Origin of the sequence: Campylobacter sp. CNRCH_2016_3089, assembly GCF_025772505.1 — a bacterium.
GTDB lineage: Bacteria > Campylobacterota > Campylobacteria > Campylobacterales > Campylobacteraceae > Campylobacter_D > Campylobacter_D lari_D.
This window is the reverse complement of record NZ_JAKMSF010000001.1, coordinates 60188-82654: the sequence shown is the minus strand read 5'-3', so window position 1 is coordinate 82654 and position 22467 is coordinate 60188. Positions and strand designations below refer to the sequence as shown.

The 22467-nt window shown below is 29.5% G+C and carries 20 protein-coding genes, 1 pseudogene and 1 riboswitch; of the genes and pseudogenes, 8 read left to right on the top strand and 13 right to left on the bottom strand.

From position 1 onward, the window contains the following. Positions 1–15 precede the first annotated feature (15 nt). Entirely contained in the window at positions 16–2109 is a 2094-nt protein-coding gene (locus tag L8W69_RS00420) for an RNA degradosome polyphosphate kinase (protein ID WP_263664387.1), read from the bottom strand. A 227-nt stretch (positions 2110–2336) separates the two neighbouring features. On the opposite strand from L8W69_RS00420, the gene nrfH reads away from it, so the two are divergent. Then, positions 2337–2831, top strand: coding sequence for a cytochrome c nitrite reductase small subunit (nrfH, locus tag L8W69_RS00415; RefSeq protein WP_039618639.1), 495 nt, complete (start codon positions 2337–2339; stop codon positions 2829–2831). 16 nt (positions 2832–2847) lie between these two features. Next, complete coding sequence (locus L8W69_RS00410) at positions 2848–4665, top strand: ammonia-forming cytochrome c nitrite reductase subunit c552 (protein ID WP_263666145.1); 1818 nt, start codon at positions 2848–2850, stop codon at positions 4663–4665. Positions 4666–4692: 27 nt separating this feature from the next. Here L8W69_RS00410 and thiC read toward each other — a convergent pair whose 3' ends face one another. The 3 genes from thiC to rpe form a co-directional block, all read right to left on the bottom strand. Continuing rightward, positions 4693–5991: a phosphomethylpyrimidine synthase ThiC gene (gene thiC, locus L8W69_RS00405; RefSeq protein ID WP_263660121.1), complete on the bottom strand. Its 1299-nt coding sequence runs from the start codon at positions 5989–5991 to the stop codon at positions 4693–4695. 43 nt (positions 5992–6034) lie between these two features. Beyond that, positions 6035–6139, bottom strand: a riboswitch (TPP riboswitch). Positions 6140–6171: 32 nt separating this feature from the next. Next, positions 6172–6936 carry a 3'-5' exonuclease gene (locus L8W69_RS00400; protein WP_220566853.1) on the bottom strand — a complete coding sequence of 255 codons (765 nt, stop codon included), beginning with the start codon at positions 6934–6936 and terminating at the stop codon, positions 6172–6174. Continuing rightward, the gene (gene rpe, locus L8W69_RS00395) at positions 6933–7580 is read right to left on the bottom strand and encodes a ribulose-phosphate 3-epimerase (RefSeq protein ID WP_220566854.1); all 648 of its coding nucleotides are present in this window, start codon (positions 7578–7580) and stop codon (positions 6933–6935) included. Before rpe ends, L8W69_RS00400 begins: the two co-directional genes overlap by 4 nt. A gap of 142 nt (positions 7581–7722) precedes the next feature. Between rpe and rpmB the strand changes: the two genes are divergently transcribed. The 5 genes and pseudogenes from rpmB (at position 7723) to L8W69_RS09330 (ending at position 10501) form a co-directional block, all read left to right on the top strand. Next, positions 7723–7917, top strand: a complete 195-nt coding sequence (gene rpmB, locus L8W69_RS00390; RefSeq protein ID WP_012661734.1) for a 50S ribosomal protein L28 — start codon at positions 7723–7725, stop codon at positions 7915–7917. A gap of 25 nt (positions 7918–7942) precedes the next feature. Continuing rightward, entirely contained in the window at positions 7943–9070 is a 1128-nt protein-coding gene (locus L8W69_RS00385) for a potassium channel family protein (protein ID WP_220566855.1), read from the top strand. Between the two features lie 52 nt (positions 9071–9122). Further along, on the top strand, positions 9123–9338 hold the full coding sequence (locus L8W69_RS00380) for a YdcH family protein (protein ID WP_133318720.1): 216 nt from the start codon (positions 9123–9125) through the stop codon (positions 9336–9338). Between the two features lie 431 nt (positions 9339–9769). Continuing rightward, positions 9770–10054: pseudogene (locus L8W69_RS09335) on the top strand (methyl-accepting chemotaxis protein); the annotation flags it as partial. After that, complete coding sequence (locus L8W69_RS09330; protein ID WP_412175450.1) at positions 10040–10501, top strand: CZB domain-containing protein; 462 nt, start codon at positions 10040–10042, stop codon at positions 10499–10501. The pseudogene L8W69_RS09335 and the gene L8W69_RS09330, both read left to right, overlap by 15 nt. A gap of 12 nt (positions 10502–10513) precedes the next feature. Here L8W69_RS09330 and L8W69_RS00370 read toward each other — a convergent pair whose 3' ends face one another. The 3 genes from L8W69_RS00370 to groES form a co-directional block, all read right to left on the bottom strand. Continuing rightward, on the bottom strand, positions 10514–11083 hold the full coding sequence (locus L8W69_RS00370; RefSeq protein ID WP_263662502.1) for an NUDIX domain-containing protein: 570 nt from the start codon (positions 11081–11083) through the stop codon (positions 10514–10516). 128 nt (positions 11084–11211) lie between these two features. Continuing rightward, positions 11212–12849, bottom strand: a complete 1638-nt coding sequence (groL, locus tag L8W69_RS00365; RefSeq protein WP_263659042.1) for a chaperonin GroEL — start codon at positions 12847–12849, stop codon at positions 11212–11214. A gap of 13 nt (positions 12850–12862) precedes the next feature. Then, a complete protein-coding gene (groES, locus tag L8W69_RS00360; RefSeq protein ID WP_039626536.1) occupies positions 12863–13123 on the bottom strand; it encodes a co-chaperone GroES in 261 nt (86 codons plus the stop codon). A gap of 162 nt (positions 13124–13285) precedes the next feature. Here groES and L8W69_RS00355 point away from each other — a divergent pair, with 162 nt between their 5' ends. After that, positions 13286–15829 carry a hypothetical protein gene (locus tag L8W69_RS00355; RefSeq protein WP_263666144.1) on the top strand — a complete coding sequence of 848 codons (2544 nt, stop codon included), beginning with the start codon at positions 13286–13288 and terminating at the stop codon, positions 15827–15829. A gap of 34 nt (positions 15830–15863) precedes the next feature. Here L8W69_RS00355 and hpf read toward each other — a convergent pair whose 3' ends face one another. The 6 genes from hpf to L8W69_RS00325 form a co-directional block, all read right to left on the bottom strand. Beyond that, entirely contained in the window at positions 15864–16382 is a 519-nt protein-coding gene (hpf, locus tag L8W69_RS00350) for a ribosome hibernation-promoting factor, HPF/YfiA family (protein WP_263666143.1), read from the bottom strand. Positions 16383–16460: 78 nt separating this feature from the next. Beyond that, on the bottom strand, positions 16461–17141 hold the full coding sequence (locus L8W69_RS00345) for an endonuclease III domain-containing protein (protein WP_263662500.1): 681 nt from the start codon (positions 17139–17141) through the stop codon (positions 16461–16463). Beyond that, positions 17138–20077: a DEAD/DEAH box helicase gene (locus L8W69_RS00340; protein ID WP_263666142.1), complete on the bottom strand. Its 2940-nt coding sequence runs from the start codon at positions 20075–20077 to the stop codon at positions 17138–17140. Before L8W69_RS00340 ends, L8W69_RS00345 begins: the two co-directional genes overlap by 4 nt. Then, positions 20067–20471: a bactofilin family protein gene (locus tag L8W69_RS00335; RefSeq protein ID WP_263660127.1), complete on the bottom strand. Its 405-nt coding sequence runs from the start codon at positions 20469–20471 to the stop codon at positions 20067–20069. The genes L8W69_RS00340 and L8W69_RS00335 overlap by 11 nt, the downstream gene beginning before the upstream one ends. Further along, complete coding sequence (locus tag L8W69_RS00330; RefSeq protein WP_243705623.1) at positions 20399–21310, bottom strand: M23 family metallopeptidase; 912 nt, start codon at positions 21308–21310, stop codon at positions 20399–20401. The genes L8W69_RS00335 and L8W69_RS00330 overlap by 73 nt, the downstream gene beginning before the upstream one ends. Further along, positions 21297–22466: a Mur ligase family protein gene (locus L8W69_RS00325; RefSeq protein ID WP_263666141.1), complete on the bottom strand. Its 1170-nt coding sequence runs from the start codon at positions 22464–22466 to the stop codon at positions 21297–21299. Before L8W69_RS00325 ends, L8W69_RS00330 begins: the two co-directional genes overlap by 14 nt. Position 22467 lies beyond the last annotated feature (1 nt).

Below are 22467 nucleotides of genomic sequence, written 5' to 3'. Positions count from 1 at the left end.
CTAAAAAAGCAAGGATTAGCTATCTCTAAAAAGCTTCGTTGCTAAGTGCGTCGCCCTGCTGTGATCAGTATCTTTTTTCAAGGTATTAAAAATTCTACTAATATACTCTTCTAAAGTTTGTTGAGAATTGTTGATTTTTTCTGTCTCATTTAAAATAACCTTACGATATCTTCCCTCGTTGTCTAACTCATAAGCTAAATCATTGTCGCTTAATTGTAGTTTTAAAATTTGAGCCAATTTTGCACGAGAATGCTCATCAAAAATAGGAGTCATTAATTCTAGTCTTCTTTCTAAATTCCTTGGCATCCAATCAGCGCTTGAAATAAAATAATTTGGTGTTGTATGTTTAAAATATAAAATTCTAGCATGTTCTAAATATTTTCCCACTATACTTCTAACTCTTATATTTTCACTATATCCTTTTACTCCAGGTCTTAAACAACAAATTCCACGCACAATAAGATCTATTTTAACACCTTTATTTGAAGCCTCATATAAAGCTTTAATCACATCACCATCTACCAAAGCATTCATTTTGGCTATGATTACTCCATCTTTTCCATAGCTTGCTTCAGTAGCTATCATATCTAAAATTCTTTCTTTGATTTGCTTTGGACTCATCGACAAAGTCTTTAAACGACGACTTTTGCTATATCCTGAAAGTATGTGAAAAAAAGTTGTAGTATCTTGAGAATATTCTTCTTTTGAAGTAAAATAACTCACATCAGTATAAATTTTAGCTGAACTTGCATTGTAATTACCCGTACTTAAATGATTATAAATTTTTAATTTATCCCCTTCTTTTCTAATCACTTGAGCTACTTTTGCATGCACTTTAAAACCAGTGATTCCATATACCACATGAGCCCCTGCATTTTCTAATGATTTTGCCCAATGCAAGTTATTTTCCTCATCAAAACGCGCTTTTAATTCTACCATTACAGTAACTTGTTTGCCATCGCTTGCTGCATCAATTAAAGCTTGAACTATGTTTGAATTTTTTTCTACTCTATAAAGAGTCATTCTTATAGAAACAACCTTAGGATCTTTACTTGCCTCTTTGATAAATTGATATACAGGCTCAAAACTCTCATAAGGCTGTATAGCCAAAATATCTTGTTTATCTATTGCACTAAATATAGATACATTATCCCCAAAAGGTGGTAAAATTTTTGGTGTATACATAGGATTTAGCAAATGTGTAAATTCTTTGTTGGAAATGATTTGCCATAATGAAGCTAAATTTAAAAGTATATTATACTCATAAATATCTTTATGAAAAATATTCATATGAGAACTTAAAAATTCAATCAACTGCTCATCTGCACCTTTTTCTATTTGCAAGCGTATAAAAGCACCTTTTCTACGAAGTTTTAAACCCTGCTCTAAAATCAACATAAAATCATCAGCTTCTTCTTCTTCTATTTCCATATCTGCATTTCTAGTTACTCTAAAAGCAGCAGAAGATAAGAGCTTATAGCCAGGAAAAATATGCTCAGTATGATAGCGTACTATACTTTCTATAGGCACATAAATATTAGAACTTACTTGATAAAATCTTGGTAAAACCCTAGGTATGCGTATCATGCCAAATTTTAAAAGTTCAGGGTGCATAGGATCACAAAGTTTTACCGCTAAAGAAAATGAAAGGTTATTTAAATGCGGAAAAGGATGAGTTGCATCAACTGCAATTGGAACTATCACAGGAAAAATATTAGAAAAAAAATGCTCATTACATTGCTGTTTTAAATCCTCATCAAGTTCTTCGTATGAGCGAATAAACAAATTTTCTTTTTCTAAATCTTGGGTAATTTTAGTAAAATACTGCTCTACTACATATTTTTCTTCATGTAGATAATTTCTAATAGCTTTAAGTTGCGCAAGAGGAGTCATTTCATCATTGCTTGTTGTGCTTATTCCTGCCACAAAAAGTTGTTTTAATCCAGCCACTCTTATCATATAAAACTCATCTAAATTTGTACAGTATATAGCAATAAATTTAAGTTTTTCAAGCAAAGGAAGATCTTTAGAGCATTGATCTAAAACACGAGAATTAAACGCAAGCCAAGAAAGTTCTCTGTTAATATACATTGATGGTTGAATTTGCATGATATACCTACCTTTATTTCTAGATATTTATATTTTAGTATTTCTTTCATTAAAATTTATTTTATTTGTATAATAGTAAATATAATTATATAAAAAAATAACACTTTTTTTATCTTATTAAAAAAATAATAAATGATTAATAAATATATATTTACTTTTTTACCTTTATGGTGTTATATAATTATACACAAGTTCTTGTAACTTAAACTTCATTCAAAGGAGAGACTTTGAAAAAAGCAAACTCAAAACTTTTTGCTGTTTTCCTCTTCTTACTTGTAATTTTAGCAGGAGTTGGAATGTATACTTTCCATAATGCTAAGGGCACTTCTTATTTTAGCGATGCTAGTGAAAGCTGTAATAATTGCCATATTATGAACGAGGTTTATAATGATTATTTGAAAGCTTCGCACTCTAAAGAAGTTGATGGTAAACCAAGAGCAACCTGTAATGATTGCCATTTGCCACATAGCTTTTTTGAAAAATGGATTGCTAAAGCTCAAAGTGGCTTAGGACATGCTTATGCATTTACTTTCAAACTAGATTCTTTACCTACACATTTGAGTGCAAATGCAAAAAGTAAAGAAATAGTCCAAAATAACTGTATAGAATGTCACAAAGAAATTGCGAGTAACACTATCAACCCTACCCTAGATCCACATAAAGATAATGCTTTAAGTTGTGTATCTTGCCACCAAGGTGTTGGTCATAAGAGAGGATTTTAAATGAAAGGAGTATTTAATGAATAACAAAGGCATTTTATATAGTGCTATAAGTGCTACTATAGTAGCTATTGCAGGTGTATTATGGCTTAATCAGGACATTACAGCTAAAACAAATGATTCAGTAGGTGGGATCATTTCACAAGAAATTGTAAAACTTGGTGATGAAAATCCTACTTTTGATTACTGGGGAAAGAACTTTCCTGATTATTTAGACATGCACACAGCAGTAGAAAAACAAACACCTAATGCAACAGAATTTGGTGGAAATTTAGCTTATTCAAAGCTTATTCGCTATCCACAACTAACTGTTCTTTGGGCAGGTTATCCATTTAGCATTGATGCCAATGAAGAAAGAGGACACTTTTGGGTTCAAGTAGATCAAATGGATACAGCTAGAAATAATAAAGATTTCTTAAATGCACATGGTTTTACAGGATTTGGCGGTCAACCAACAGCTTGTATGAACTGCCATAGCGGATGGACTCCATGGCTTTTAAACAACACTGCAAAAGGCGATTGGGTAGCATTTAACTCTGCAAAATATTGGACTATGGTTAAAACTATCCCAGCTGTAAATGGAGCTAAAGAAAACTCACCTGAACACAGCGGACCTCATGGTGGAAAAAGAATGGGTGTAACATGCGCAGATTGCCATAACCCAACAGATATGAGTTTAAGACTTACAAGACCAGCTTTAATTAAAGCATTAATTTCAAGAGGTTATGAAGCAGACGAAAAACAAGGCATTAAAGCTTCAAGAAGCGAAATGAGAACTTTAGTATGCTCTCAATGTCATGTTGAATACTACTTCAAACCAACAGGCACTAAAGTGAAAACTATAGGCGAAAGTATTGCTAATGATAGTTCTAAAAAATGGTGGAATGGCACTCAAAAAACTTATGATGAGTTTGATTCTTGGAGAGATGGTAACAAGCCAGTTGAAATCGAAGTTGATGGTATAGAGCTAGCATTTCCATGGAGTGAGTGGAAAAAAGGCGAGCCATTTAGAATAGAAATGATTGATGATTATTATGAAAAAAATAGAGAAAATTTTCCAAGTGATTGGGTTCATAAAATCACAAAAGCACCAATGATTAAAATTCAACACCCAGAAAGCGAACTTTATAGTGGTGGAGTACATGCTGCAAATGGTGTAAGTTGTGCAGATTGTCATATGCCTTATATTAGAAAAGGTGCAAAAAAAGTTACTAACCACAATATTACTTCACCTTTAGTTGATATTAACTCAGCTTGTAAAACTTGTCACACTCAAAGCGAAAGCTATCTAGCTAAACAAGTAAAAGATATTCAAAATTCAGTAGCCCATGATTTAAGAACAGCTGAATATTCTTTAGTAAGCTTGATTAAAGATATAGAAACTATTCGTGCAGAACTTGGAAAAATGCCTAAATTTCAAACTGATGGCAAAGCAGATGATGCTAAAATTTCGACTGAATTAAAAGAAGTATTAGAACTACATAGAAAATCTCAAATTAGAGCAGACTTTGTAGGTGCTGAAAACTCAACAGGTTTCCACAATCCTAGAGAAGCTTCAAGAATACTTTTACAATCAGTTGATATGTCAAGACAAGGACAAACTAAGCTAGCAGAAATTGCAGCCAAAAATGGCATTAAAGATTTCAAAACTTCAAATTTAGGTTTTGAAGATATTCAAAAATTAAATCCAGGTGAAATTCACTATAAAGTAGATCTAAATGGTAATAAAGCAGGTGATCGCTACTATAAACACCAAGAAGTAAATGGTAATCCACCAGCAAAACTTCTTGAAGATGATAAAAATCTAAAACCTTATAATTATAAAGTAATAGATTAATCAAAATAAACCCTCGCAATCGAGGGTTTATTCTTTTATCAAACTTACATCCTCACCTTTTAAAATTTTATTCATAGTGTTCATAGCACACATTTTTCCACACATTGAACAAGAATTAAGTTCTTCAGGCTTTCTTTCATTAAACATTTTCTTAGCCTTTTCTCCATCAATTGCTAATTTAAACATTTTTTCCCAATCAATATCTTGTCTTGCTTTACTCATTTCATCATCTATTTTTCTTTCTTTGGGAAGCTTGGCTATATCTCCTGCATGAGCTGCTATTTTAGTTGCTACTATACCATCTCTTACATCTTCTAAATTTGGAAGTCTTAAATGTTCAGCAGGAGTTACATAACAAAGTATATCAGCACCAGCTGCTGCTGCAACTGCTCCACCAATTGCTCCACTTATATGATCATATCCTGCACCTATATCAGTAACTAATGGTCCTAAAACATAAAATGGAGCTCCATTGCAAATTCTTTTTTCAAGTTGCATGTTAGCTTCTATTTCGTTAATAGCCATATGACCAGGTCCTTCTATCATCACTTGCACATCTTGAGCCCATGCTCTTTTGGTTAGCAATGAAAGTTCTATAAGTTCAGCAATTTGAGCTCCATCACTTGCATCATGAGTACAACCAGGTCTTAGTGCATCACCCAAAGAAAGTGTCACATCAAATTCCTTACATATAGCAAGCAAATCATCATAATATTCATAGAATGGATTTTCAGCATCATTCATTTGCATCCAAGCATAAAGAACTGAACCTCCTCTTGAAACTATATTAGTAATCCTATCACACTCTTTAAAAACCCTAGCAGCACGAGAATTTATCCCTGCGTGAATTGTCATAAAATCCACTCCACTTTTAGCATGATGATATACTACATCTAAAAAATCTTTTGCTTTAATATCTTTTAAATCTTTTTCTAAAAAACCTACCGCATCATAAACAGGCACAGTACCTATCATAGCTTTTGAAGTAGCAATTAGCTCATCTCTAAAACGACTAGTTTTACCATAATTACTAAGATCCATAATAGCTTCTATATTAAATTTGTGAGCCAATTCTACCTTTTTCATCTCTTCACTATAATCTACACAATCATTTGAAACGCCTAAATTTACATTTACTTTCGTTTTAAGTCCATAGCCAATACCATTTGGATCTAATGCTTTATGGTTGATATTTGCAGGAATGATGATTTTTCCACATGCTATATTTTCAAGTAAAAAACCTTCACTTACTTGTTCTTTTTGTGCAACAATTTGCATTTGCTTTGTGAAAATTCCTTCTTTTGCATAAGACATTTGAGTTTTCATTTGAATTTATCCTTGAAATAATTTTGGATAAATGAAGGGTATGTGAGTAGTTGATAAATTATCCCAACGCTAGTATTACCTAGTTCTGGTGCGGTCTAAGCTTTTAGCTTACTCTCAGCCTGTATCACAAGCTCCCGTCATTTATGCAAAAGAAGTATAGCAATAAATACAAAACAAAGTTTATTTTTTTGTTTGATTTTTAGCTTGCTTGCTAAAATGTAACAATTCTTCAGTAGTTTTAATGTAAAAAGGAATTTTTTTAAGACAGTATTTCAAAATTTCACTTGCGGCCAAAGCATCGCTTAAAGCTCTATGATGCTTACTTTCAATACACAAAAACTCTTTTAGAGCATCAAGGCCGTATTTGGGACTTTCAATGCATTTTTTAGCTAAATCAATAGTACATAATCTTCTATTTAAAAGTACTCCAAAATCATTTTCATACATAGCTTTAGATATAAAATGATAATCAAAACGCACATTGTGTGCTACAAAAATGCTATCTTTTAAAAATAACTTAAAATCATTTAACACAGCTTTCAAAGAAGGAGCATTTTCTACCATATCTAAACTAATCCCAGTTAATTCTGTAATATTTTCAGGTATGCTTTCTACTTTTACAAAACTCTCAAATCTATCAATTTCTTTATAATTTTGAATTTTTACAGCACCTATTTCTAAAATTTGACCACTTTTTATCCCGCCAGTACTTTCAATATCTACAACACAAAATATCTCATCTTTTATTTTTGTATTTTTACTTTTTAAACACAAACAATTTTGTGCATTAAGCTCTACCCCTAGTCCTAAAAGCTCAAAAATATATAAATCAAAATCATAGTGGTTTAATTCTTCTATTTTTGCAAGTTCTCTTAAAACCCAAGGAAAAGGTTTATTTTCTTTGCTTAGTTTGATGATTAAATCATCGATTTGTTGTTGGCTCAAAATTCAAGCTTTAAAGAATTAATTGCTGTTTTTTTATCTTGCGAAGAAAAAATATAACTACCCGCGACTAAAATATCAGCTCCTGCTTCATCCAAATCAGGTGCATTTAAGCCATTTACCCCACCATCAACCTCTATAAAAACTTTAAGATTTTTCCTATCTATCATTTCTCTTAACTGGCGAATTTTATTATACACCAAAGGTAAAAAACTTTGGCCGCCAAAGCCTGGATTAACACTCATTAAAAGCACCATATCTACAAATTCTAAAATATGTTCTATGCTTGAAACTGGAGTATGTGGATTTAATACAATAGCAGGATGAATGCCGTTTTTTCTTATATACTCACACACTCTAATAGGATGGTTTTCAGCTTCTAAATGAAAACTAATAAATTTTGGTTTTATAGGTATAAATAAATCTACAAAACTACTAACATTATGCACCATTAAATGCACATCTAAAGGCACTGAAGTAATTTTTGAAATATTTTCAATCACACAAGGACCAAAAGTAAGATTTGGCACAAAATGTCCATCCATCACATCAATGTGCAACAAATCAGCTCCCGCTTGAGATACTTCTTTAATCTCATTTTCTAAGTTTAAAAAATTTGCAGACAATAAACTTGGCGCTACATACATTATATATCTCCAATAAAATAAAAAATAATTTTATCATACTTATTATCAAATTTTCTTTATGTATTTTTAATAATATTTGATTTTTTTAAGCTTGCTTTAGATATAATGCTAAAAATTATTTTTATTTCATAAGGAAAAATTTATGTCAAGAATTTGCCAAATTACAGGAAAAGGACCTATGGTAGGTAACAATGTTAGCCATGCTAACAACAAAACTAAAAGACGCTTTTTGCCAAATTTAAGAACAGTTCGTATTACTTTAGAAGATGGAACTACTAGAAAAGTTAGAGTTGCTGCTTCAACTTTAAGAACACTTAAAAAACAGAGTAGCAAATAATCCTTAATATAAACGAGGAATTATTATGTCTTTTTTGAAAAAGCTACAAAAATTCCTCAATTGGTCCCCTTCTCCAAAACCTTCAATCAACCTCAATGACGAGCTTTACGAGCAACTTAGATTTTTAAGAATTCCTCTTATTGCTGTCGTAATAATGACACTAATTGGAGCTTTTGGTTATATGCTTACAAGTAATTATAATCTCAATGATGCTATTTACCAAGCTGGTATGACATTTACCACTTTAGGCTACACTGAAGTCAATCCCATACCAACAGCGGGTAGAATTTTTACCGTTATATATGTATTATTAACTTTTACAATATTTACTTTTTGCATGGGTTTAGTGATAGAAATAGTAAAAAAAGGAATCTTGTCTAAAATAATCAAGGAGAGAAGAATGCTTCATAAAGTTGCAAGATTAAAAAATCATTTTGTAATATGCTATCACAATGATTTTACCATAGAACTAGCACAGCAATTCAAAGAAAATCACATTCCTTTTGTTGTTGTTGATGAAATAGAAAATTTTAGCGAGATAGCTGAAAAATATAATTATCCTTATTATATAGAAAGTGCCCCACATACAAATATAGCCTTTTTAAAGACCAATCTTTCTAGCGCAAAAGGTGTAATTACTCTTAGCAATAACATAGCAGATAATATAGCCATCATTGCTTCAGTGAGATTGTTTGAAAAAGAATTACAAAGAATCAATCCTTATTTTATACTAGCTAGCTCAAGCAATGAAGACGAAACTGAAAAACTCAAAAAACTTGGAGCAAATTCCATAGTTTCTGCTACAAAATTGGTCGCACAAAGACTTAGTGCTATGTCAGCAAGACCTGATATGGAAAATTTATTAGAAAATTATCTTTACAAAAAAAATAGCCCTATTGATTTAGAAGAGGTTAAAATTCCTGACGAGTCATGGGTGAGATTTAAAAGACTAAAAGAAATCCATTTAAGAGATATGGCAAATGTTAGCATAGTAGGAATTTTGGAAAATAAAAAATTTACCCCTATGCCAAGAGGAGACACTTTAATAGGCACTGGTGCAAAATTGTTAATCGTTGGTACAGCAGATAGTATAAAAATAGCTAAAAAGATTATTAAAAATAAACAAAAACCTGACGAGTTAAAATACATTTAACTTATTTAAGCTATAATCAATAACAATAAAATTTCAAAAAAAGGAGGCTTACATGCTACATGAATTTAGGGATTTAATCACCGAGTTAAAAGGCAAGGATATGCATTTTGATAAGTTGTTTGAAGAGCACAACAAACTTGATCACAAAATCAAAGATGCAGAAGAAGGTAGAATTCATCTAGATAGCTTAGAAATAGCAAATCTAAAGAAAGAAAAGTTAAAATTAAAGGATGAATTAAATACTTATTTATCAAATTATAAAAAATAATTTCTACCGATTTTTTTAACTTTTAAGGATTAAATATGTTTGGAAAAAAAAGTCAATTATCACAAGACTTTGAAAATTTACAAAATAAAATCAAAGAACTAGAAGAAGAAAACAAAAGACTTCTTTCAGAAAAACAAGAATTAATTAAAAATTATGAAAAACAACTTCAAGGAAATTGCGGAAAAACTGAACTTGAAACAAATCTTTTGGAAATGCTATTAAATGGTGTTTTAAAAGGTATTGCAAATGTTCAAAGTGATATGCAGGAAAATGTTAATAAAGCGGAAATGATTTCTCAATATTCTGATTCCTCTTTAAAAGATATGCAAGAGTTAAATTCAATAACTCACTCTATCATATCTTCACTTCAAAGCATTATAGAATCAGCTAATCGCTCAAGAGATACAGCGGGAAATTTACACCGCAGCGTTGATGAGATCACTAATGTTATTAACTTAATCAAAGATGTATCCGATCAAACCAATCTTTTAGCACTAAATGCCGCAATCGAAGCTGCTAGAGCAGGAGAACACGGCAGAGGCTTTGCTGTTGTTGCTGATGAAGTAAGAAAACTTGCTGAAAAAACACAAAAAGCAACTTCTGAAGTAGAATTAAATATTAACCTATTAAAACAAAATGCTGATGAGATGTATGGACAAAGTGAACAAGTAGAAAAAGTATCATTAGAATCTAATGAGCATATAGTAAAATTCTCTAGTAATTTTGCTCAATTAATTTCTAATGCAAATTCAACTAGTTCTCACGCTAAAAGCATTACCTCTGAAATATTCATATCACTAGCAAAACTAGATCATATTGCATTTAAATTAAATGGATATAATGAAATTATTCATGCTTCAGGAAAAACTTTATCTGATCATTTAAGTTGCAGACTTGCAAAATGGATTGCTGGTATTGGCAAGGAAAGATTTTCTGGCGGAAGAGCTTTTGGTAAGTTAAATTTACCACATCAAAAAGTACATGAAAATATGAACCAAGCCGTTGCTTTAGCACATAATGAAGATACAAGTGATAAACTAGTACAAAATCAAATTTTAGATAAATGCTCTAATGCTGAAAAGGCTTCTGAAGATTTATTTGGAATCTTTAAAGAAATGCTTGATGAAAAAGATCTAAATATTGAAAATAAAGAGGAAAAATAAAAAGAGGTAAGATTAATTCTTACCCTTAAACCATAAATACGCATACTCAAGTAAAGGAGTTTTTATAGGATTTTCTTTAGAAAACTTTTCAAAATATTTTCTTTTTATCCATACTGCTTGGATATCTTCCCCCTCAATTCCACCACCATTACCAATTTTATCATCTTCATTAATTTCAGCAAAAAATAAAAATTGTCTACTAACACCTGAACCAAAACCTGTATAAAATTCCCCTATTTTTTCTACAACCTTAGGAGCATAACCTAGTTCTTCAATACATTCTTCTTTAGCTATTTCCTCTAAACTCAAATCTTTATCAACAAGACCTGAACAAAGCTCTATACTAAATCCCATCTCGTTTAAATTTAAGTTATTGCGTTTTTGATAATCCCATAAAGGAATTCTAAATTGCTTTACAAAAACAAAAGAATCTTTTTGAGTATGATATAAAAAAACAGAAACGCTATCTAATGCTTCTATAAAATCCCAAGTGTATTTTTTGTTATCTTTACCTATATAAGTATATCTTTTAGGTTTAATATATTTTGAGTTAGAAAATTGCTCTTCTTGTAAATTTTTCATGTAAAATCCTTATAATTTTACATCTATTATAACAAAATAAAACGAGTATGAAAAAAAATGAAAGAATTTAAAAGAGTTGCTACAAAAAGCAACTCTATAAAGAAAGCTAAAAAATATAAAGGCGGTTATTACATCATACCACCCATGCCTCCCATACCACCCATGCCACTCATATCAGGCATAGCAGGTTTGTCTTCTTTAATTTCGCTAATTGTAGCTTCAGTTGTTAAAAGCATGCTAGCTACTGATACCGCATTAAGCAAGGCTACTCTTTCTACTTTAACAGGATCGATAATACCGCTTTCAAGCATATTTACATATTCACCTTTTGCAGCATCAAAACCAGTATTTTCTTCTTTACTATTTTCTACTGTATTTACAACTACACCAGCATCAAATCCAGCATTTTCAGCAATTTGTCTTAAAGGTGCTCTCAATGCTCTTTCTACAATAGCTGCACCAATAGCCTCATCGCCTTGCAAACTCAAGCTGATTTTTGATTTTGCTTTGATTAATGCAGCACCACCACCTATTACTATACCTTCTTCAACTGCAGCTTTTGTAGCACTTAATGCATCATCAACTCTATCTTTTTTCTCTTTCATTTCAGTTTCAGTAGCCGCACCAACTTTAATCACCGCTACACCACCGCTTAATTTAGCTAATCTTTCTTGTAATTTTTCTCTATCATAATCTGAACTTGTTTCAGCAATTTGAGCTTTGATTTGGTTAATTCTTGCATCAATATTTGCTTTTTCACCTGCGCCATTTACAATAGTTGTATTGTCTTTATCAATAATCACGCTTGAAGCTTGACCTAAATCTTGAATACTAGCACTTTCTAAAGTTCTTCCAAGCTCTTCAGAGATCACTTCACCACCTGTTAAAATAGCAATATCTTCAAGCATAGCTTTTCTTCTATCGCCAAAGCCAGGAGCTTTAACTGCTGAAATATTTAAAACACCTCTTAATTTATTTACAACTAAAGTTGCCAAAGCTTCGCCTTCAATGTCTTCAGCTATAATTAAAAGTGGTTTTCCTGTTTTTTGAATTTGTTCTAAAATTGGTAATAAATCTTTTAAGTTGGCAATTTTTTTATCAAATAACAAAATAAAAGGATTTTGCAATTCAGCTGTCATTTTTTCAGTATTTGTAATGAAATATGGGCTTAAATAACCTCTATCAAATTGCATACCTTCAACTACATTTAATTCATCATTGATTGATTTTGCTTCTTCAACAGTGATAACACCATCTTTTCCAACTTTTTCCATAGCATCAGCGATTAAATTTCCGATTTTCTCATCTGAATTCGCAGAAATTGTCGCAACTTGAGCTATTTCTTTTTTATCTTTAACTTCACGAGAAAGTTTTTTAAGTTCAGCTACTATAGCTTCGCAAGCTTTATCCATACCTCTTTTAACTTCGATAGGATTAGCACCTGCTGTAATATTTCTCAAACCTTCTTTAAAAATAGCATGCGCTAAAACTGTTGCTGTTGTTGTTCCATCGCCTGCTTGATCAGCTGTTTTACTAGCTACTTCTCTAACTAAAGAAGCACCCATATTTTCTAAAGAATCTTTTAATTCCACTTCTTTAGCTACACTCACACCATCTTTTGTGATAGTTGGAGCACCAAAACTTTTTTGGATTAATACATTACGACCGCGTGGCCCCATAGTGACTTTTACAGCATCATTAAGTTTTTTAACACCTTCATAAAGTTTATTTCTTGCTTCATCTGAAAAAAATATTTCTTTTGCCATTTTTTATCCTTTTTTATTTAATAATCCCTAAAACATCTTCAACATTAAGAACTAAATACTCTTCATTATCAAGTTTAATTTCAGTTCCACCGTATTTTGCAAACATTACTTTATCATTTACCTTAATATCTTCTATTTCTTTGCTTACTGCAACAACTTCACCATTTAATGGTTTTTCTTTAGCATTATCTGGTATAATAATCCCAGAAGCAGTAGTTTTCATTTCTTCTAAGCGTTTTACTAAAATACGCTTTCCTAGAGGTTGAAAATTCATTTTTTATCCTTTCTAAAATGTGCCATTTTTAGCACTCTTTGTTTTTGAGTGATAGAATTATACATTAAAGAAAGTTAATTGTCAATAAATTAAGTAAAATATATCATATAAGTTTAGTCTATATCACTAAATTTATATGATATATTATTATAAAGGTTTCTCATGAAAAAAATTCTTTACATTCTTTTAGGTGTAGTGTGTATAGTATTTCTAGCTATATATACATTATTATTTACAAGCATGGGTAATGCTTTTTTAAAGCCAAGAATCGAAACGATTATTGCTCAAAAAAGTGGTATGAATGTTAAATTTGAAAATTTTAAAATTAGTTTTTCACAACTTGACATTAAAGCAAATATTGATGATAAATTTTTTGCTAACATAGAAGGTGGCATATCACCTTTAAGACTAGGATTTAATTTAAACTATCTTTTAGGACTTAAACAAAACTATATTCAAAATCTTGGCTTAAAAAGTGATAAAGATTTTACATTTAAAGGTAGTGCTGTAGGTAAAAGTAGTGATTTTTTAGTAAAAGGTAATGGGTTTTTGTTTGATTCTAATCTTAGCTTAGATGCAAAAATTGTTGATTTTTCTCCTATAAATCTTGAATTTATTGGTAAAAATATAGATTTGGCTCAAATTTTAGATTTTGCTAATCTACCAAGATATGCTCAAGGAAAAATTAGCATTATAAGTGATATACAAGCTAAAGATTTAAAACCAAATGGTAATGCTTTGATTAATTTTTACACAAGTTCTATCAACAATACTCTAATTGAAAAAGATTTTAATCTAAGCTTACCAAAACAAAGCTATATAAAAGGTGAAATAAGATCTTTAATCCAAAACAATGAAGTTATTTCTAAAAGTGAAATTTTAAGCAACTTCTTCAAACTTTATACACAAAAAAGCATTTATGATATAGCAAAACAAAGCTTAACTAGTGATTTTGATATCAAAATAGATGATTTTAATCAATTTTCATCTCTAGCTAAAATGAAACTCCAAGGCAAAAGTCAAATTCAAGGTAATTTACTTTTTGCAAACAATCAATTACAAAGATTAGATGCTAACTTGCTTGGATTTGGTGGTAGCTTAAAAGCTGTTTTAGAAAATAATAATCTTAATATCAATACAACTAATATAGAAGTAGCAGAACTTTTAAAGACTATCTCTATGCCTGCTTTTATTAATTCTAAATTAGTTTTAGATTTAAAAGCACAAGGGCTTGATTTTAAAAATTTCAATCTAAATACTAGGTTAAACAATGCAAATATAAATGTTATGGAATTTAAAAAACTAAGCAATCTTGATTTTCCAAAAACAAATTTTAACTTACAAGCTAAAGCAAATGCGAAAAATTCTTTGATTGATTATGAAGCTTTACTTGATTCAAACATAGCAAAAATACCTCATCTAAAAGGTTCATATAACCTTACAAACAAAGATTTAAATGTACAAATTAGTGCTTTTATAGATAATCTTAACAAATTAAAACCTTTAACCAAACAAGATCTCAATGGACCTTTAAATTTAGATGCCAAAGTTGATCTTAAGTCAAATCAAATTCAAAATCTTGATGCAAATATTAAAATCATGCAAGGGCTTATCAATGCAAAATCCAATGGAAAAAGTTTACAAGCAAAGATTGATAATATAAAATTAGAACAACTTTTTCCTTTGATAGGACAAAAAGTTTTAGCATTTGGTAATGTAAATGCAGATATTGACTTAAAGTCACTTGATTTTAACAATATTAATGGTGATTTTAAAGCAAATATTAATTCTTCTTTTAATGAAGTAGAATTATCCAAGCTTTTAGAGAAAAAATTTCCAAAGAATACTTCAGCAAAAATCAATCTTGATGGAAAAATTTCTAAATCAATCATTGATTTTAACGCTAAAGTTTTAAGTTCATTTGCAAATATTAATTCATTAAAAGGTAAATTTGATCTTAATCAAATGGCTCTAGCAAGCACTTATAATATATCATTACAAGATTTTTCTAAGTTAGGATTTTTAGTTGATAGAAACTTAAAAGGCAAGGCTGATTTTGAAGGAAAATTTGATTTTAAAAACGCTTTAATAGATGCAAGTATTAATAGTAAAAATATATTTAACGGCTCGTTAAATGCCACTTTAAAAAATAATATTTTTAACGCTAAAATGCAAAATACCGATCTTTCAAATTTAACTCAAAGCTTAGATTTACCTGATTATTACCAAGCAAAATCAAATTTAAGCATTGATTATAATCTTTTAAAAGAAAGTGGTGTAGTGCTAATGAATTTAGCCGATGGGCAACTTAAGAAAAATCTCATCACAGGTGCTTTAATGTTACTTTTACAAAAAGATATCACTCAAGATGTATATCGCAACGGTGAAGCCAAAATAAATATCAACAAAAATCTTATAGATTTAAATTTAAACCTAGTGGCTGATAGAAGCAATATAAATATTAGCAAAGGTAAGGTTGATACAAAAAGTACCAAATTAAACATTCCTTTTAATATCGTCATTGATAGAGCAAACTTCAAAGGTGTTATAAAAGGAACAACGCAAGATCCAAAAGTAAGTCTTGATACAAAAAGTGTTGTAAATTCTATTGTTAATACAATAGGTGGAAATGCTAGTGATGGTGCTAAAAATACAGGTAAAAAAGTAGATCAAGCAATAGATAAAATTTTTAACAAACTCTTCTAATAAATCTAGCCTTTAAAAAAAGGCTAGATTTTTATTAAAATAAACCAAATTTACCATCTTTTTTCTTATATAACACCCTCATTTTTGCATCTATGTCATTAAAAACTAAAAATATATCTTTACTTGCTTTTAATTTTTCCAATGCTTCTTCAATTTCCAAAGGCTTATATAGCTCAAGTTCTGTTGGAACTATCTCATCTTCCTCAATCAAGCTCGATAATACTAAATTTTCTTTTATCTCATCTTGATGTTTATGGGTAATATTTTTATCATGCAATCTTCTTAAAACCTTAGAAATTCTATCAATAGCTAAATCTATAGCAGCATATAAGTCTTTATCTTTTTGCTTTACAACCACTGTATTAATACCGGCTAGATTAATGCTAAATTCAGCCCAAAATCCTTTCTTTCCATGCCTTTCATCAGCACTTATAACACAACGCGCAGAAATCACATCTAAGCCATATTTACTTAAAGCATCAAAGCTTTTTTCCACATACTCTTTTATAGACTCAGTTAGCTCAAATTGCTTTCCAACTATACTTGTATTCATTACTTCTCCTTTTTATGAAGTTAAATACATTATAGCACTTTAATCGTAAAAAAATAACTTTTTAAATAAAAAATAAATTTAAAATTTTAAAGGATCTAGAATAAGCACACCATCCTCTGAAAGTTTTTTACCTTGAAAGTGTGTTTTACAAAAAGAAACAATTAAAGCATGAAAAATTTGATAAAGCTCATATAATTTACATTCTTTTTTTAATAAAACACACAATTCTTGTTGATTTTTAGCTATGTCTTTTTTTAAAAAATCTGCCAACTCATCATAACTTTGACACTCATAGCCTAAATAATTAGCTATTTTTGCACTATAAGCATCAACTACTAAAACTTCTTTTTTGCATATATAATTTAAAATTCCATCAGCACTTTCTTGACCAAAACCCTTAATATCCAAAAGCCATTCTCTATCAACTTCTTCTTTAAAAAGCTCAAAAGAATTAAAATATTGAAAATATTTTTGAGTAAAATTTTTAATATATTTTGCCTTAGTATTATAAAATCCACTTGGCTTTATTAAAAACGCTAAATCTTGAGTATTTAAATTTGATAAATCTTCTATCTTAGTAATATTTGCTTGTTTTAAATTTATCAAAGCTTTCAATACATTTTTCCAATTTGTATTTTGAGTTAAAACTACAGAAATTAAAATTTCAAACTCACTTAAAGTATTATTTTCTAGCCATTCAAAATCTTTATAAACAATATTTGCATTAACTAAAGCTTTAAAAATTTCATATCCACTCATGCTTTTTCACTCTTTCTTAAATGCATCAAAATAGCCTCAATTACATCATCATCGTCTTTACTTTTTGCCTTAATGACTTCCTTGCTCTCATCATCTTTTACAAAACAAATATTTTGCTCATAATTACTCACTAGTTTATAATGCTTGCTAGCTAAAATTTTTATGATGATTAAATCCAAAAACTGCTTTGTGAAGATATCAGGCCTTCCAAAACGATCATTCATCTCACTTTCTATCTCATAAACTTCATTAACACTCATACACTTACTAAGTCTTCTATAAAGTTCTAATCTCAAACGATCTTCACTAATATACTCACTATTTAAAAAAGCATTGATATTAAGCTTTAGATCTATTTTTTTCTCTTTAATTTCTTCTTTTTTACTTAATTTATTAATCTCATCTTCTAACATTTTAAGATACAAACTATAACCAATTTGTTCTATATGTCCACTTTGATCTACGCCTAATAAATTTCCACCACCACGAATTTCTAAATCATGGTAAGCAAGCACGCTTCCTGAACCTAAATAAGAATTACTCTCTAAACTCGTAAGTCTTTTTAAAGAATCTTTTGTGATTTTTTCCTTATCTTCAATCAAAAAATAACAATATCCTTGCTTAGCACTACGCCCTACTCTTCCTCTAAGTTGGTGCAAATCAGCCATACCAAAACGATCTGAATTTTCTACTATGATAGTGTTTGCATTTGCTAAATCAATACCACTTTCAACTATAGAAGTACAAAGCAATAAGTCATATTCTTTATTTTCGAATTTAATCATTTCTTCTTCAGTAGTTTTTGCATCAATTTTAGAATGCAAGATTAAAATTTTTAAATTTGGAAACAAATCTAAAAGATATTTTTTACACCCATCAATACTTGCTATATGATTGTGTATATAAAAAATCTGTCCCGCTCTTCTTAATTCTCTTGAAATAGCTTCTTTAACCAAAGCATCACTACTTTCTCTAACAAAGGTACGCACATCCAAACGATCCTCAGGTGGAGTTTGTAAAACACTATATGACTTTAAAGAGCTAAGAGCTTGATTTAAACTTCTTGGTATAGGTGTTGCCGACATAGATAGAATATGTGAATTTTTACTTAGTTCCTTGAGTTTTTCTTTTTGTTTTACACCAAATTTATGCTCCTCATCTATCACGACTAAACCCAAATTTTCACACTCAACCCCTAAAAGAGAATGCGTTCCAACCACTACACAAGGCTTATTTTCTTTTAAAAATGCTAAAACTTGTTTTTTTTCTTTAGCACTAGTAAAACGATCTAGCTTAAAAACCTCTATATCAAAAGAATCAAATCTTCGTTTTAAGGTTTTAAAATGCTGGGCTGAAAGCAAAGTAGTTGGCACAAAAAATAAAGCCGTATAACCACTTTTTACACAAGTAAGTATAGCGTTCATAGCAACTTCTGTTTTACCAAAACCCACATCGCCACTTAAAAGCCTATCCATCACCTGCATACTTTTTAAATCTTGAGTGATTTCTTGACAAACTTGACTTTGATCTTTAGTGTAAAAAAATCCTGCCTTATTGATAAATTCATCTTGTAATTCTTGAGAAATTTTTAATTCTTTTGCTTTTATCAAAGCTCTAGCCGCTGCTAAAGAAACTATATTTGAAGCAATGGCAAATAATTTTTCTTTTAATCTTTCCTTGATTTTTAAAAAACTTCCTTTTCCAAGCTTATCAAGTAAAGGCACGCCACCACTTGCACCGATATATTTATCAATCATATATAAATTTTCAACAGGCAATAAAAGCTTATCGTTATTTAAATACCCAAGAGCGACAAATTCTTTTTTTGCTCCTGCTATTGCAATAATCTCAAGACCTAAAAATTTAGCTACACCATAATCTTCATGCACAACAAAATCCCCAACCCTAAGCTCATCTATTACCAAACTTGCTTTTCTAACTCTTTTATTTTTTTCTTTTTTATTTAAAGATATGATAAGCTCATCTTGAGTACTTAAATTAATTCTTTCTTGGGATATTTTTAATTTAATATTTGAAAATTCTTGTAAATTTAAAGCTTTAAACAAAGCTTCATTTTTTGCCAAAATAGTAATTTTTTTATCTTTGTGAAAAGTGAAAAAATCATAATTATAAGAACTTACCAAATCTTTATAAAATTTTGGTTCAGGTAAAATATTTTGATTGATTTTACTAATATCTTCTTCAAAATCATTTACATCAAATTTTTTTATGCTTACAAAATTTAAATCTAAATAATCACAAAAATCATCAACACACCAAAAACCTAAAGAATTAACATCGTTTATAATACTTTGGCTTTGGAAATTTTGAATTTTTTCTTGTAAATTTTCATATTGCTCTTGACTAAAAGCACTCAAAAAAGGACAAATTTCTATATTAGAGAGTTCAGCAGGGATTGATTTTTGCGTATGTATATCAAAATATCTTATACTTTCTATCTCATCTGAAAAAAGTAAAATTCTAAAAGGTTGTTCTTCATTAATCGCAAAAATATCTATAATATCCCCGCGTATTGAAATTTCACCCTTATCTTGCACTATATCTACAAACTCATATCCACTATGTAAAATTTCTTCTTTAAATTTCTCTAAAACAAGAAGTGAATTTCTTTTAAGAATAATGTTTTTTAGATGCTTTTTACCTGGTAATTTTTGCAAAATTGTTTTTATGGGAGATATTAAAATTTTATTTTCATTTTCTTTATGATAAGCATTTAATACTTTACAAATTTCAAAAAGTTCTTTAGAAAAAGAGCGTAAATCGCTACCAAATTCTGCTCTAAAATCAGGTAAAATAAAAGTTTTTAATTTTAAAAATAAGCAAACTTGAGCTAATTCATCTGCCTCTTTATCATTCTCACAAATTATTAACTCAGTTTTATTACTTAATAAATATTCATATAATTTAGCTTGCATTTTCTGAATTTTCTATACTCACATCAATAGTTGCAAGCTCTTCTTCTTTTTCAATTATTTTACTACTTCCGTTAAATTTCCCACCATTTTCAATACTTAATTGTTTAACTATGATATTACCATTAAGCACACCGCCGGATAAAATTTCTAAAGAATCAACTTGCATTTCTCCCTCAAAAACTCCATTGATTACTATTTTACTTGCCTTAACTTGTCCTTTTAAAACACCACTTTTACCTATCACTATCACATTAGAAGAATTAATTACTCCTGTAATTTCTCCATCTAAATGAAGCATAGAATCAAAATAAAATTTTCCTTCTATTTTTGCTCCGTTTGAAATGACTGTAGTTTCGGATACTGCAGCAATAGAGCCTTTATTAAAGATTGCCATGGCACTCTCCTTTCTTTTTCAAAAATTTGTTCATAGTTTTTTCGGTTTAAATCTATAAAAATCTTAGGATCTAAAAGTTTATTAATAAATCTAACCTCATAATGCAAATGCGGGCCCGTAGAAAGACCTGTATTTCCCGTATAACCCAACAAATCACCTTTTTTTACAAATTGCCCTGCTTTGACAACATCCTGACGCGTCATATGTGCATAAACCGTTTTAAAACCAAAATTATGGATCAAAATCACTGAGTAACCATAACCATTATTGCTATATGCAGCGTATTCAACCACTCCATTTGCAGGCGCATAAATAGGAGTTTTTAAAGCTGCTCTTAAATCAATACCTGGATGAAATTCTTTTTTATTTAATATAGGATGATGACGCCATCCGAAATTACCTGTGACTCCATTATCTTCTATCACATGACCATTTGGAATTTGTGTTAAAAATAAATAAGCTTGATCATTAGTAAGTTTGACTTTTTCTAATCTTTCTGGTATATCTAAACTTTCATCTTGCTTTAAGCCTAAATTATCCTCAATATCTGCAAGTTGGGTTTGGAGTTCATCATATAAGGCTGTTTTTTCTTCTAAACTTTTTTGCATACTCTCATTTTGAGAAAACAATTTAGTATTCTTTGAAGATAATATTTCTTGTTCTTTTAAAAGCTCTGAACGCTTATCTGCTAGATAATTAATATATAAAGCACCTAAAACTATAACAACAAAAACAAAAGTAGTAAAATAAATTATTACTTTTTTTATAATCTGACTTAATAAAAAATGTCTAGAACCATTTACATCTGTAATAGTTAGCGTAAATTTATCTTTCATTATAGCCTCTTAAAAATTTTTCTACCAATACAAAAGAACCAAAAACTAAATATAACTCATCTTTTTTTATTTGTTCAAATTTTTGATAAACAATATCTAATTTTTCTAAATTTTCTAGCAAAACAGAACCCGCCAAGGATCTATCTTTACTTTCATAATCATAAATTTCAACTATTTTTATTATAGGTTTTAAAACCTTTAAAATTTTATAAGAATCTTTATCTAAAAAGCAATTATAAACTAAATGAACTTTTTTTTCCTTGAAAATTTCAACTAAAGCTAAAGCCGCCATTTCATTATGTCCTACATCAATAAAAATATTTTGACTTATTTGCTCGCACCTTCCTTTTAAATCAAGTTTTGGTAGATTTTTGATACTTTGAATTAATTCTTTTTCATTTTTAGCACAAATTTTAGAAAAAGCTTCTAAAGCTAAAAAAAGATTATCTTTTAAAAAAGTCGCAAAATTATATTTTTGAATATATTCTTGTACATAAGGATAAATAAAATTATTTTTTTCTAGTAAACTGATACTTAAACTAGCTCGTTTTAAATTTGCTATTTTTTGAGCCAAATTTAATACTTTTGCTTCTTGCTTATGATTAATTAAAGCTTTGGCACTCATGGCTTTTAATTTTGTTCTTGCTATTTCTTCTAAATTTTTACCTAATAAATCTTGATGATCAAATCCTATTTTAGTAAAAATACTAAAATCTATTTCAAAAACACTTGTCGCATCATACTCTCCACCTACTCCGGCTTCTAAAATCACATAATCACAATCTTTAAAAATAAAAAAAGCTAAAAAAGTAGCGTATTCAAAATAACTAAGTTTTTTTACATCTTCTAAAAAAACACTTTCTAGTTTTTCATGCGCTTTTTCTAAAAGTCCATTGCTTACAATTTTGCCATTTAACCAAAATCTTTCATTAAATTCAAAAATATGTGGACTTGTATAATGACCTACTTTATATCCTTGCTCTAAAAGTAAAAGCGCTAAAAATCTACCCGTACTTCCTTTGCCATTAGTGCCAATAATTTGGATATTTTTAGTTTTTGGAATAAATTTTTTATACTTCTCATACATACTAAACATAAAAAATCTACTAATTTTTTGCACATACATAGTTTTTTGTGAAAGTGTTTGTTGAAATTTCATG